7 protein-coding genes are annotated in these 13,880 nt (G+C 41.0%); 4 read left to right on the top strand and 3 right to left on the bottom strand.

Annotated elements, in window-relative coordinates; genetic code table 11:
• Positions 1 to 2: 2 nt before the first annotated feature.
• The gene (locus GGQ60_RS07165) at positions 3 to 1,250 is read right to left on the bottom strand and encodes a YdcF family protein (RefSeq protein ID WP_183761621.1); all 1,248 of its coding nucleotides are present in this window, start codon (positions 1,248 to 1,250) and stop codon (positions 3 to 5) included.
• A gap of 320 nt (positions 1,251 to 1,570) precedes the next feature.
• On the opposite strand from GGQ60_RS07165, the gene GGQ60_RS07170 reads away from it, so the two are divergent.
• Complete coding sequence (locus tag GGQ60_RS07170; protein ID WP_183761623.1) at positions 1,571 to 4,837, top strand: SusC/RagA family TonB-linked outer membrane protein; 3,267 nt, start codon at positions 1,571 to 1,573, stop codon at positions 4,835 to 4,837.
• A 9-nt stretch (positions 4,838 to 4,846) separates the two neighbouring features.
• A complete protein-coding gene (locus GGQ60_RS07175; RefSeq protein WP_183761625.1) occupies positions 4,847 to 6,376 on the top strand; it encodes a RagB/SusD family nutrient uptake outer membrane protein in 1,530 nt (509 codons plus the stop codon).
• 513 nt (positions 6,377 to 6,889) lie between these two features.
• On the opposite strand, the gene GGQ60_RS07180 is transcribed toward GGQ60_RS07175, so the two are convergent.
• Positions 6,890 to 7,537, bottom strand: coding sequence for a LexA family transcriptional regulator (locus tag GGQ60_RS07180; RefSeq protein ID WP_183761628.1), 648 nt, complete (start codon positions 7,535 to 7,537; stop codon positions 6,890 to 6,892).
• Between the two features lie 98 nt (positions 7,538 to 7,635).
• Between GGQ60_RS07180 and GGQ60_RS07185 the strand changes: the two genes are divergently transcribed.
• Together GGQ60_RS07185 and GGQ60_RS07190 are read left to right on the top strand one after the other, a co-directional pair.
• Positions 7,636 to 8,808 carry a hypothetical protein gene (locus GGQ60_RS07185; protein WP_183761631.1) on the top strand — a complete coding sequence of 391 codons (1,173 nt, stop codon included), beginning with the start codon at positions 7,636 to 7,638 and terminating at the stop codon, positions 8,806 to 8,808.
• Positions 8,783 to 9,625, top strand: coding sequence for a HEPN domain-containing protein (locus GGQ60_RS07190; protein WP_183761634.1), 843 nt, complete (start codon positions 8,783 to 8,785; stop codon positions 9,623 to 9,625). The genes GGQ60_RS07185 and GGQ60_RS07190 overlap by 26 nt, the downstream gene beginning before the upstream one ends.
• On the opposite strand, the gene GGQ60_RS07195 is transcribed toward GGQ60_RS07190, so the two are convergent.
• On the bottom strand, positions 9,622 to 13,662 hold the full coding sequence (locus GGQ60_RS07195) for a hybrid sensor histidine kinase/response regulator (protein WP_188834839.1): 4,041 nt from the start codon (positions 13,660 to 13,662) through the stop codon (positions 9,622 to 9,624). The two genes, GGQ60_RS07190 and GGQ60_RS07195, sit on opposite strands and share 4 nt — an antisense overlap.
• Positions 13,663 to 13,880 lie beyond the last annotated feature (218 nt).

The raw sequence follows: 13,880 nt of genomic DNA on the forward strand, positions 1-13,880 counted from the left end.
GGCTATGGGTCTAAAGGTTCGTCAAAATCAATCTGTAATGAGGTTGTATCGGGATAGAATTCTGATTCGGTATCGCTTAAACGTTTCCCGTTCCGGTAAGGGTAATACCCAAGCTCTTTTTTACAACGTTCGAGCAACACTGTGGTAATGTAATAGCTTTGCGATTTAACCGTACTCACCATGGCGGGTTGATCAACAGGTATACCGTACCTGAACATCAGCCTTACGCAGTTACGCATGTTGGTGGTAGTATGGCGGGCATGAGGTTCGATAATGATGGCACTTTCGGGGATTTGTAAGGTTTCGATCAGAAATTTTTTCATTTCGAATGCTTCACTGAATTTAGTTTTATAGGGATGTACGCGTCCGCCAGATACCACGATAAAGGGTGCTTGCCCTTTCTGGTATTGTATGGCGGCCAGCCTGCAACGGATCATCCCCCCGGCACTTAAAGCCGTTTCTTTATCCTCAGGACCAGCGCCAGGTACCAGGATCACGCTATAAGGATATTTCTTCCAATCGGTTTTTTTGATCTGGTTAATTGCTGGTTGGTTTGCCCCGCTAACCATTGGCTCATAATCGGCAGCATCATTTCTTTCATTCAGCTCTAAACCGACCAGCGCAAAATGTAATGCAGGTTCGAAAAACAGCTCGTTTTGGGCTTGCACAGCCATCGAAGCATTGGCGGCAGTAAGCTCTGCATATTCTTTATCTTTTATGTTCAGGCTGATCGAATCTATTTTAGGGTAATTGGGTTTATTACCTTCTACATATACACCAATGGTGTAATTCAAGGCATTGGCATCCTGCTCCCAGGCCTTTAACAGCAGGTTTTTTGGGGTTTCGTTCGCATATAAAGTATAACAGCCCGAAGGAACCAGGTGATGGCTTACCAGTTTTCCAAGTGCATTGTTTTCGCCATAGCTGTTGCCTAACTCCTGACCAATTTCCGTAATTTCTTTGGCACTAAACTTTAATGCATTGGCGTAACAACCGATATCGGCTTTGCAGTTTTTTAATGCCTCATTTACCAGGGCTCTTTTAGCATCGGCAAATTTTTTTAGCGTACCGTTTGCTTTCAGCATTTTATTAAGCTCGGGTAATTGTTGAAATAGCGTTAGCAAATAGTAGTTTTTGTATTGTACTGCATTATAGCTTTTTATTAACTGATAGGCTTGTTCGGGTTTATGCTGTGCCTGTATACCCTGGCCTAACAGGAAGGAAATTAAAAAGGGATAGACGACTTTCATTAAATATTTTAGACGCTAAGTAACAGCCCGGCTATTAAATCAGTATTAAGCTGATGTTATTCTTATGGGTAATTAAATCGATTTAGTAGTATTTAATATAGATTTAATGTGAACTTAAAATAACCCAAGGATCTTTGCATAGAGTTAACATATCGGATATATAGTGTTAAAAGTATAGCTCTACTTTTGTCGCCGTAGAACGCTCAGGAAATAAGTTATTAACCTCTAAGGATAAGCCTATGTAAATGTGAAATCTACGATCTCTACCACCAAAAACATAAAGCCCAATACATTTCAAAACCATTACTAAGAACAAAAAGATGACATCATTTTTTTTAACCGCAGGTATAAAAAATACCTGCAGGAAATTGCTTTTTCCATTAGGATTACTGGCCATCTGTAATACTAATGCAATTGCAATAAACCGTGTAACTCCCATAACGGGATTGCAGCACCATGCATTTGCCTCGGTAAGTGGAACGGTTACCGATCAGAATAACCAACCTTTGCCAGGTGTAAGTGTATTTGAGAGAAAGACAAAAAAAACAACCGTTACCGATAGCAATGGTAAATACTCGATTACCGTTGATGAAGGCGCCGTGCTGGTTTTTTCTTATATCGGTTACGATAACCAGGAAGTTGTGGTTAACGGCCGTCAGAATATCAATATCATTTTAAAAGAAAGCAGCAACACACTCAATGAAGTGGTGGCAATTGGTTACCAAAAGATCAGAAAATCGGATGTTACCGGAGCCATCAGCAGTGTTAAAGCAAGTGAAATGAATTTAACTTCTCCTACCGTTGGCCAGGCATTAGTTGGTAAAGTTGCAGGTGTGCAGGTATCGCAAACCAGTGGTGCGCCATATTCCGGTACTAAAATAAGGGTACGGGGTATCGGTTCCATTAACGCCAGTTCGGATCCTCTGTATGTAATTGATGGTTATCCGGCAGGAAATAACGTATCAATCAATCCTGAGGATATCGAAACCATTGATATCCTGAAGGATGCTGCATCTGCAGCCATTTATGGTTCAAGGGCATCGGGTGGGGTAGTGTTAATTACCACCAAAAGAGGTACAGATGGAAAAGGGAAATTTGAGTATGATGTTCAGGGCGGTATTTCTCAATTGGCCAAAAAGGTGAAACTGCTGGATGCCAACCAGTTTATACAGCTTTTAATTGACGGACGTAACAATGCCTATAAAGATTTGTGGGTAAATGCTGGAAAAACCTGGAACGATGCCATGTTCAGTGATAACAATGCTGCGCGTATTGCCAATGTAGGTAACGGAAGCAGTGTGAGTATTCCGGCAGATCTTTATAACTTTAGTACGCAACAGGCCATTCCTGCTACCTACAATACCGATTGGCAGGACGAACTCTATCGTAATGCTGCTTTTCAGCGCCATAACCTTTCCTTTTCTGGTGGTACCAAGGATATAAAATACTTTTTAAGCGGTGGCTACCAGAATAACAATGGTATTGTAACCAATACCAACCAAAAGGTAACCAACTTTAGAGGCAATATAGATGGCAAGGTTAACGAGCGTTTACGTGTGGGCGCAAACATTTCATATACGCAGAATGATAACCGTGAGGTAAGGGAAGGGCGCTACGATCTGAGTCCGATGATGTCGGCTTTGATATACCTGCCTTATCTGCCTGCCAGGGATGCCAATGGAAATCCGATCCAGTTTGGCATGGGTGCTTTAGCCTCGCAATACGGTATCCAAAACCCTGAAAATCCTTTGGCTACAGTTGAACAGGTGAAAATTACCAGAAAAGGCGCCAGGAGTACCTATAATGCCAATGCCACTTACAACATACTGAGTGGATTGGATTTTAAAGCCAATTTAGGTACACAGACTTATAACGAAAAATACGATTTTTATTTGCCCACCAGCTTAAGTAATGGTAATAACCCACCTTATTCTACTGCGGCAATAACAGCGGCGAATGCCATTGCACAAACCCTTAACCAGGTAGATCAGCTAGGGGAGTTTACGCTAAATTACAATAAAACTTTTGGCAAGCACAAAATTGACGTGCTTGGCGGGTATTCTGCGCAAAAAACCACCAGTGATTTACTGCGCGTCTCTGCTAAAGGTTTTCAGAATGATAATATTGGAGAAATTACCGATAAAGGTGCCGATGCCAGTTTCTTCACTTTGGATAATGCAGCAAAATCCACCAATACCTTACTTTCTTATTTTGGCCGTTTTAGTTATAATTATGCAGGAAGATATTTTCTGACAGGTTCATTCCGTCGCGATGGTTCATCCCGGTTTGGTCCGTTAAATAAGTACGGTAACTTCCCTTCTGTTGCTGCAGGCTGGAACCTATCGGATGAAAGTTTTTATAAGGATTTTCTTGGTGAGCAATCTACAGTGAAGCTGAGAGCTAGCTGGGGATTGAGCGGTAACAATAATATTCCAAACTACAGAACTGCACAGGAAATGAGTGCACCGAGTGGTGTGGTGTTTGGCAATGCGATTTCAACGGCCATCTGGCCGAACGCCATTCAGGACCCGAAACTGGGATGGGAATCTACTTCTCAGTACAATTTTGGTACCGATATCAGCCTCTTCAAAAACCGTTTAAATATTATTGCCAATTATTACCTGAGTTACTCGTACAATCTGTTGTTCAACCAACCTATTTCTGCCGTATCGGGAACTTCTTCTATCTTAACCAATCTGGCTGATAGCAAAATCAGGAATAAAGGCTTCGATTTACAGTTAGACGGAAGAATGATTCAAAACCAGGATTTTACCCTGGGCCTTAGCGGAAATATTGCTGTAAACCGTAATAAAGTACTAAATATGGGTGGTGCGAGTACTATTCTAACCAATGGTGCAGAACGTTCCTATTTAACACATATTACGCAGGAAGGTCAGCCGGTAGGTATGTTTTACGGTTTTAAAGTGCTGGGCCGGATCACTGCTGATAATTTAGGGAAGGTTGCCCCATCAGCTTCCTCAACCAATCCGGCAAAAATAGGTGATCTATATTTTCAGGATACCGATGGAAATGGCATTGTAAACGATGCAGATAAAACTGTTATTGGTACGCCATATCCAAAATTTACCTATGGTTTTGCCTTAAATACCACTTACAAAACGTTCGATTTAAGGGCATCATTTAACGGATCGTACGGAAACCAGGTTTTAGATGGACAAGATTATTACCTGTATAACTTTGAGGGTTCCGGAAATCAATATGCAGAGGTTGCCAATCGGTATAGAAACGAAGCTAACCCTGGTAATGGTTTAAACTACCGTGCATCGAGGGCAGGTACACAAAGTAACAGTACCCGTTTATCGTCTTTCTACATTCAGGATGGATCTTATTTCAGGTGTACCAATATTACTTTAGGCTATAGCTTCCCTAAAATGCTCGCAAATGCCATAAAAGTGAGCAACATTCGCGTTTATGCCAGTGTTGATAATGCTTTTACCATTACCGATTACAAAGGTTATAACCCGGAGGTGGATTATAGCGGAGGCTCTAACTTAACACCGGGTGTTGATTATGGAAACTACCCATTGGCAAGAACCTATAATTTGGGTGTTAAACTTACTTTTTAGAATTACGAAATGAAGAACAATATTTATACAATTTTGGCCCTTGGCGTGGTTTTAACCCTGGGGGCATGCAAAAAAGATTTTTTGGCGCAAAACAACCCCAACGCTGTTACTGTTGAAAACTATTTTAAAACTGAAAACGATGTACTGCTGGCCGTTAACGGTGCTTACCAATCGTTAAGGAGTAGCAACACCATGGGCGAGAACAGCGGACTGTTTACGGATGAACGCTCGGACGATACGGGAAGAAATGACAATCAAAGTAATGCGGGTGAACCCTTTCAGTTTAACGATTTCTCCCTATTGCCAAGTAACTCTTATTTAAAAGCCCACTGGCTGGCACTTTTCAACGCAATTACCCGAAGCAATGTCATTTTATCAAACGTTGACAGGGTAACATTTACAACACCGGCGAACAAGATTAATTATGTTGCCGAGGCCAAGTTTATCAGGGCAATTATGTATTTCGAACTGGTAAGAAAATGGGGCCCTGTGCCTTTGGTTACCAAACAATTGCAAAATACTGATGAGGTTACTGCAGCAACCTTCCGTGTACCTGAAGCTGATGTGTACAACCAGATTGTTGCCGATTTAAAGGATGGCTTAAACAGTACATTGCCCAACTTTCAGTCGACTGTCAATATCGGCAGAACATCCAAAGCAGCGATTAATGCTTATTTGGGTAAGGTTTACCTCACCATGGCTTCAACACTGCCAAACAATAAGGCCGAAAACCTCACCAATGCCAATACTTACCTAACGGCGGCTTATAATATGAGGGCCTTCGGCAACTTATCTGAAATACCTTATACCGATGTTTTCGATGTAACCAAGAAAACTACCTGTAAGGAACTTATTTTTCAGATCCCTTATAAACAGGGCGATATTAATTACAGCTCGAGCATTGCTGCAAACAACCAGGCAAAAGGCGAAACAATCAACTCCTTAAAAGTTTCTACAGGTGTTGGGGGGAATGTAACGCTGGATCTGATCAACGAGTACGAAACTGCCGACCCAAGAAAAGATTTCTCAGTGAAATATGCTAACGATGCAACGGTAAAGGATTGGTTTATTACTAAATTCCGTGATGCCAGTGCCTTGGCCACCAATAATGGTTATGGTGGTAACGACTGGATTTTAATGCGTTACGCTGATGTGATCTTAATGTTGGCCGAAGTAAATATGCTGCAGGGTAACGATGCCCTGGCCATTCAATACCTGGATATGGTTAGGGCAAGGGCCGGAATGCAGCTTTACGCCATAGCCAAAAACGATCCGGCCTATGCAGCTAAATTCCCGAATTTAAAATTGGCTATTCTGCATGAACGCAGGGTAGAATTTGCTTTTGAGCACCAAAGATGGTTCGATCTGATCAGGAATTTTACCGCTGCCGAACTGGTTACCTATTTAAAAGCTAAACCACAATCTGCTTTCGGTATAGCCAAACTGGCCAATGTAACCACAAAAGACAGGTATTATCCTATTCCTTTTGATGAGGTAAAATTAGATCCGGTTAAAATGTATCAAAACCCTGGTTATTAAATGGTTGTAATGTATGAGGAAAGCGGGCTGATCATCGATCGGACCGCTTTTTTTTTTTGGAGTTTTGAGCGTGTGTTTTATCTTTAAGTCTATTCAATAAGCTGTGCGATTTGATTAAATTTTTCCCGGTTTTCTCGAGAAGCGACCATGACAGATTCTCAAGAAGGGGCGTCATACCCTCGCATGCTTATCGTGTGGGTATATCTCTGTTAATTTACATTTGTTTTTAGCGTAGTTACCTAGGTCGATCGTCATGCTGAATTTATTTCAGCATCTTTCCTGCGCATGCGGGAATCTTAATGCAACATAAAAAAACTGCTAAGGCATTACGGTTATTCATAAGTTTTCGTTTATTCAACGGTATTCATGAGCACCCCGTGGTTCCCAATCAAGTTAGGAATGACGATATCTCGCTGCCTTTCCTCTTCCCCACAATGTTTTTCTGAAAAACTGAACCATTAGGATGTCAATTTTTTAATCCCAACTCGAACTCAAGACCGTGAGCTGCTTTGCCTAAATCACATTCCTCGTAATTTTCCCTTTAATGATATAAAGTGACAGGATATTCTTTTTACTGATTACCGTATCGCCTTTAAAATTTGGATTTGAAGAGCGGAGGATTAATTTGTTATCATCGGCGTGCTGGAAAATTAATTTGATGGTGCGTAAACTGTTACTGTCTTCATCTGTCATGACCACATAAGCCTCTCCCCACTGGAGAACTTCGTAATTGGTAATTTCTTTTATGGCTATAATTTCGCCTGCGGCATATTTAGGATACATGCTATCGCCATAAACCGGTAAATAGGCCGTGCAATCGTTAAAAGGAAGGTAGTTTACCAGGTATTCTGCCCGCTGTTCTTCTACAATAAAATCTTTTGCATCCGAGAGGCTCATGTCAAAGTAAGGAACGCCCTCTTTGCTTTCGCCAACTGCGGGCTTCTTTTTAAAAAACGGCTCACCCGTTCCGTTTTCAAGCCATGTTAAATTGACATCGAATTTCATCTCCAGCTTATCTTTAATGGCGTTAGATACATTGATCCTTTCTCTTAAAATATCTGATAAAGAGCCCTGTTTGATATTCAATGCAGCAGCAAAATCCTTTTGGGTTCGGAAATCCAACAAATCCATTAATTTTTTTAAGCGTAGATTTTCATTCATGGTGATGATGTTGATAAGTTATACTTAAAAATTATAGTTAAACTTATTTATGTTTGCTAAATTCGTTAGCTAATATAATCATTTAAAAAATATACGCTATGAATGGGAACCCGAATTTTAAAAAAGAAACGATGGCATTTATTGATGCGATTAAAAGCTTTTTTTCATTAAATGGTGTAAGCTACCACCTGAATTTTTTAAAGAACTGGTTAAACCCACCGCAGAACGAATTCGATTTTTCGCCACAAAAGCATCCGGCAAAGCTGTTGGTTTTTTACGAAAAACTGGTGCCGCTTTTCGATTATTCGGATTTAATTTTTAACCGCATTGAATCCGATACTGCATTTGTGAAAGCTATTGGCGCTGATGAATGTGGGGTAGAACGCGAAACGGTATTGCTTGATTATTGTCCGAAGTTGCTGAGCATTGGAGAGATGCAAAATCCAAATCTTACCTTTTTTGATATTTTCTTATTTCTTCAATCAGATACCTATAAAGTGATGTATAAAGAATGGTTATTGGCGGCATTGGAAAATAACCTCGATCTGGATTGGGACGAGTATATTTTTATGTTTTACGAAAATACAAAAAAAATGCTGGAGGCCTGCTGGCTCATCCACGAAAGGATAATTACCAAAAATAGTTTTAAAAGTATCGACCATTACTATCATATGGCCATATTCGAAAGTACATCGCCTTTAGCTTTTGAGCCGGAATTACTTCAGGATCCGTTTAAGGCAATTGAGTTTTTCTTCAGTTTGGATAATCTTACCGGGCATAAAGCTTATCTGAAAAACTGGTATAAAGCTGCCCTGGCAGAAGAGCAGTGTTTAAGTAATGTCGCCGATTATTTTTTTCTCTATAACCAGTTTACAAAACTGCTTAATGCGGGGTATTTGATCACGGCTAAAAAACTGATTTACCAGGGCGCTCCTCCCGAAGGTTTACCTCCTGCTGCAGCTCATTCCATAAATGGCGGTACCTCCTCCAAAGAACGCTGCGAAGTGAATACACTGGCGGCAGAACATATCGCAAATCCTTACCTGTTTGTAGCGTCTTTGTTTATCCCCGAAAAAATTAAACAGCTGCGTTTAGGGCTTTTAGAGTGGTTATATGCTGCGTTCAGTACCAGGAGCAGCATTAAACTGATGGATAAGGAGTTCCTGTTTGAGCAGTACGAAGCCATGATGATGATGATGGAAGCTTTTTTCGTGATGATCAGTGATCCTACATTAAGTGAAAGTGATGAAAGTGATTATTATGCGGAGTAAATCTTTAAATCTGGGCCACGAAGCGCTAAAAGAAGAGCGGATGATGCGTTTGTTAAAGGGCATTACAGCTGCAGTACCCGTTCAGTATATTTATCTCCATTACAACTTTTTGGCCGGTAAGGCAGCACGGGAAATACTGATTTTAGTTTCGTTTAAACATGTGCGTATTTTAAACGAACTTACGCCGATATTAAATATTATATTTAGCGGGCAAATGGAATTGGGCTACCGTGTTTTCCATGTACACGAGGTGGAGCAGGCCTTGCTGGAGGGGAGTTTGTTTTTTTACTATGCCACTGCCGCCCAAAATTGCCTGTTCAGTAAATCAGGAATTTTTTTAAACAGCGGCGCACCTAAGCTTATTGCAGGCCAGGTTAGCGCTATGTACCAGAATGGCATTGATAAGGCCAATAAGTTTTTGTCGGGCGCAACCTTCTATTTTAAACGGCAGAATTTCGAATATTGTGCTTTTATGCTGCATCAGGTTTTCGATCTGATGTACCGGGCCATTGAAATGCTGGTTATGGGAAAGGATAAAAGAACACACCGCATTAAAATCCATCAATTGTATATTAAACCTTATGTAAAGCCGCTTTCCGGGCTGTTTAATTGCAGTGAAGAAGAAGCTGGCCTGTTGCATTTGCTGGATGAGGCTTACCTGGCCGTCCGCTACGAAAATAATTACAAGATTACTGAACCAGAGGTCGTACGCCTGTTTGAGAAGGCAGATTTATTGTATGTGTTTGCAGAACAGGTTTACCAGGGGGTGATGAACAGGCATTTCGATCAACAGGTGGGCGGAATAGATGTGCGCTAATCATTGCTCATAAACTCGCTCGGTGTTTTACCAAAATGTTTCTTAAACTCTGAACTAAAGTATTTACGATCGTTAAAACCGACCGAGTAGGCAATTTCTGAAATATTACCGGCACCTTGTTTCAATAGCTGCGCAGCACGTTTTATGCGTATCGATTTAATAAAATCGTTAACCGAAAGATCGGTCAGTGCTCTTATTTTTTTGTATAGCACCGGCTGGCTCATGCCAATTTCAGCAGCCAGGGTGGGTACATCAAAAGCTGTATCGGCAATCCGGTCTTCGATAATCTGAATAATTTTATTTAAAAAGTTTTGTTCGGTGGTGTTAATCACCAGGTTTTTAGGCTCCAGCCTAACCACCTGTGCGAATTTCTGTTTAATGGTTTCGCGTGCATTTAAGAGGTTCTGAATATTCAACGCTACTATTTTCAGGTTAAATGGTTTCATAATGTAGGCATCGGCACCATTTTCGAAACCATTTACCTGGTGTATATAGGCTGAGCGGGCGGTGAGGAGTACCACCGGGATATGACTGGTTCTTTCGTCGGTTTTAAGCTTGCGGCATAATTCGAGCCCGTCCATAACCGGCATCATCACATCGCTGATAATGAGATCGGGAATAATTTCCAGGGCCATTTCCAAACCCAAAGCCCCATTTTCGCTTTCGTAAATGGTGTAAATGGCATTCAGTGCATTTTTAATAAATGCCCTGACATCTTCATTATCTTCTACCAGTAAAATACTATATTTTTTAGTGCCAGGAGACACAAGACCTTCCTCTCTCTTAGCCTGAAGTTCGGCACGATTAACCGGCTGTTCGTAGTTGGAAGCGTCATCATAATATACGTAATCCTTTAAAAAATCGGCTGGCTTAAAATGTGATTTTCCTGTTTTTAAACTAACCGTAAAAGAGGTTGAACCAAATGATTTTTCAGTTTGTGGCGTACTTTGAAAGGTAATTTCGCCATGATGCAGTTCTACTATGCTTTTAGATAACGATAAACCTAAGCCTGTACCAATGCTGGTTGTTGGGTTAGCCTGGTAAAAATTGGTGAACAGGCCGGCCTGATCGGCTGGCGAAATTCCTTTTCCATTATCGCTTACCTTCACCTGTACACGGTGACTTCCCTGGCTGATTTTTAAACTGATTTTACCCTGTGGGGCGGTAAATTTAAATGCATTGGAGAGGAGGTTAAACAGCACTTTCTCCAGTTGCACTTTATCAAAATAAAGCTCAATAGCCGGGTGCTCGGTTTCGAAGCTGTAATCGATGTTTTTGGCAATAGCAATATTCTGGAAAGCCAGAAATATTTCACGGCAGAATTTTACAATGTCTCCGGGGCTGATGTGCAGGGTCATTTTCCCACTTTCTGCTTTTCTGAAATCGAGTAATTCGGTTACCAGGTTCATCAGGCGGTAAGCATTGTTTTTAATGGGTTGCAGTTCGCGGTTTAAAGCGGGATTGTCTTTAGCATTTTCAATCAGTTTATCGAGCGGGCCTACAATCAGTGTTAAAGGTGTGCGGATTTCGTGGGAAATGTTAGTGAAAAACTCGAGCTTATGCTCATTAATTTCTTTTTCCTTTTTAAGTACGGCTTTAATCAGCAAATAGCGGATAAACACAAACGATATGGCAATAAAGGCAACCAAATAAAACAGATACGCCCACCAGGTACGGTAAAAAGGCGGCAAAACAGTAATGTTAAGGGTACTTATTTTTGGGGTCCACAAACCATCGTTATTGGTACCTTTTACCATGAGGGTATAATGGCCGGGCGAAAGGTTGGTATAGGTGGCAGAAGGGTTATCTACATAGTTCCAGTTTTTTTCGAAACCACTGAGCTTATACGCATAATGGCTTTTGTTCGATTTAATGAAATTGAGGACGGTAAAATCAACTGAAAAAACATTCTGATCAGATTCAAAAGTAATGGCCTTTAAGGTACTGATGTTCTGTTTCAGTAAACCATCTTCGCCGTTTATTACCACAGGTTTGTTAAAGAGCTTAAGGCCGGTAAAAATTACCGGCGAAGTGTTTTTGTTTTCCCTGATCTGGTTGGGATAGAAACTGATCATACCGCTCAGGCTACCGAAGAAAAATTGGCCCTGACTGTCTTTTAAAAACGATCTGTAATTGAACTCGTTGCCGGGCAGGCCATCTTTAATGTTATATACCTTAAAGATACGCGAAGCCGGATTGTATTTACATAGCCCTTTGTCGGTCGTGATCCACAGGTTTTGAAAATCATCCTCCAAAATACCCATAATGGAGTTGCTAGGCAGGCCGTCAAGAGAGGTTAGCCGTGTAACCCGGTGTTTTTCGGGATGGAGTTTAAACAATCCGTTTCTGATGGTGCCAATTAACAGGTAACCGGCCTTATCTTCGGTAATGCAACTGATTTCGTTGTACTTTAAAATTTCAGGATTGACAGCCACCCGGTTTACAAATTTGGTTGCCCCGTTTTTTAATTGGTAAAGCCCCGAGTTGGTAGCCACCCACAAGGTTCGTTTGCTGTCTTCAAAAATGTAAAGGACCGCATCGGTAAGGCCATTTATCCGGTTTCGGCTAAATTTACCCGTTTGTGTATTAAAGCTGTTTAAGCCCCCATTGGTACCTACCCAAAACCTGCCGAAACTGTCTTCAAAAACAACCGTAAGTTCATCGTTGCTTAGTGAAGAAGTATCGTTTTTTCGGCTGGTATACCTAACAAAACTTTTAGTATCGGGGTTAAAAAGGTTTAGTCCGCCATAATGCGTACCAATCCATACTTTATTGTTTTTATCGCGGATAACCGATTTTACCAGATTAGCGCTTAGGCTTGAAGGGTTATTAGGGTTATTTTTGTAGCGGGTGAACGTATTGTTTTTCCTGTCGTAATAATTAATACCTTCACCTTCGGTGGCAATCCATAGGTTCCGGTACTGATCTTCCATTATTGAACTCACTACATTGCTGCTCAGGCCATTTGGGGTAGCCGTACTGCGATAAACCTTAAAAGGCGTGTAATTGGGATAAACCATGTTGATGGCGCCATAATAAGTACCCACCCAGATAATGCCCTGACGGTCCTGAAAAATATCGTAAACCGAATTTTGGCTTAAACTGGTGGGGTTTCCGGGCTCATTTTGCAGCGTGCTGAAATTTTTGGCGACCGGGTTATAGATGCTAATGCCATGCAGGGTACCGATCCACAGCTTGCCTTCCTGGTCGAGCATGATTTTACGTACATTATTACTACTGATACCCCGGGGGTTAAGGCTCGAGTATTTATAGTTGGTAATGCTTTCGGTACTTAAGTTGAGTTTACTTACGCCGGTTTGTTTAGTGCCAAGCCAAAGGTTTTTTTCCCGATCTTCTACCATGGTGGTGATGTGGTTATCAATGGCTTTAGCCAGCTCATCGCTATAGGCCTTAAAATGTTTATAGATAACCCTGTTCCCACTGAAGCGCATATTCATTAAACCATTGCTGGTACTTAGCCACAAAGTGCCATTGTGGTCTTCAGTAATGGCATAAATTTGTAAACCCTGTTTTTTCTGGTATAAAAAACGTTTAAAATGATAGTGAATGGTGTCGGTTAGTAAATTAAGTCCATTTGATGTGCCTACCCAAAGCCTGTTTTTTTTATCCTGGTAAATGCAGTTGACGGCGGAGTTGCTCAGGCTGTTGGGAAGGCTGTCATGGTGCTGATAACGGTCAAAATTATCATCTTTTTCATTGTATTTATTCAACCCGTTTTGAGTGCCAATTAATAAAGCCCCGTTTTTAAGCGATACGATGGAAGAGAGATAGGCAGATGTGCTTATGCTTTTTTTATTGCCTTTTTCGTTATTGTAGATTTTAAAAGTTTGGGAATCGTATTTGTTGAGTCCAAAACGGGTTCCGAACCAGAGAAATCCCCTGGCATCCTGGGCAATTGACAGTACCGAACTTTGTGAAAGTCCGTTCTCTACATTCAGGTGTTTAAAAGTGTATTGGTCCTGCGCTTTGCCTGCTATAGCGAAGAGTGTAAATATAAAGAGGAGCAGGGCTTTCATGTTCACAAAATACAGGGTGGTTAGCTTAATGGTATTAAATGTACAACTCTATTTTTATTATTAAAATCAAATCAGACTACTGTTGGCAATTTTAACACATTATCTGCTTAAAGCCTTATTATCATGCCAAATTTCCATGTTTTTTAGAATTTTAGGCCCATTTGTTTAGGATTTTACCCCTCTCTTTCTCTCCAAAAGCAACAATTTTGGATAACCAA

Source organism: Pedobacter zeae (assembly GCF_014196715.1).
GTDB lineage: Bacteria > Bacteroidota > Bacteroidia > Sphingobacteriales > Sphingobacteriaceae > Pedobacter > Pedobacter zeae.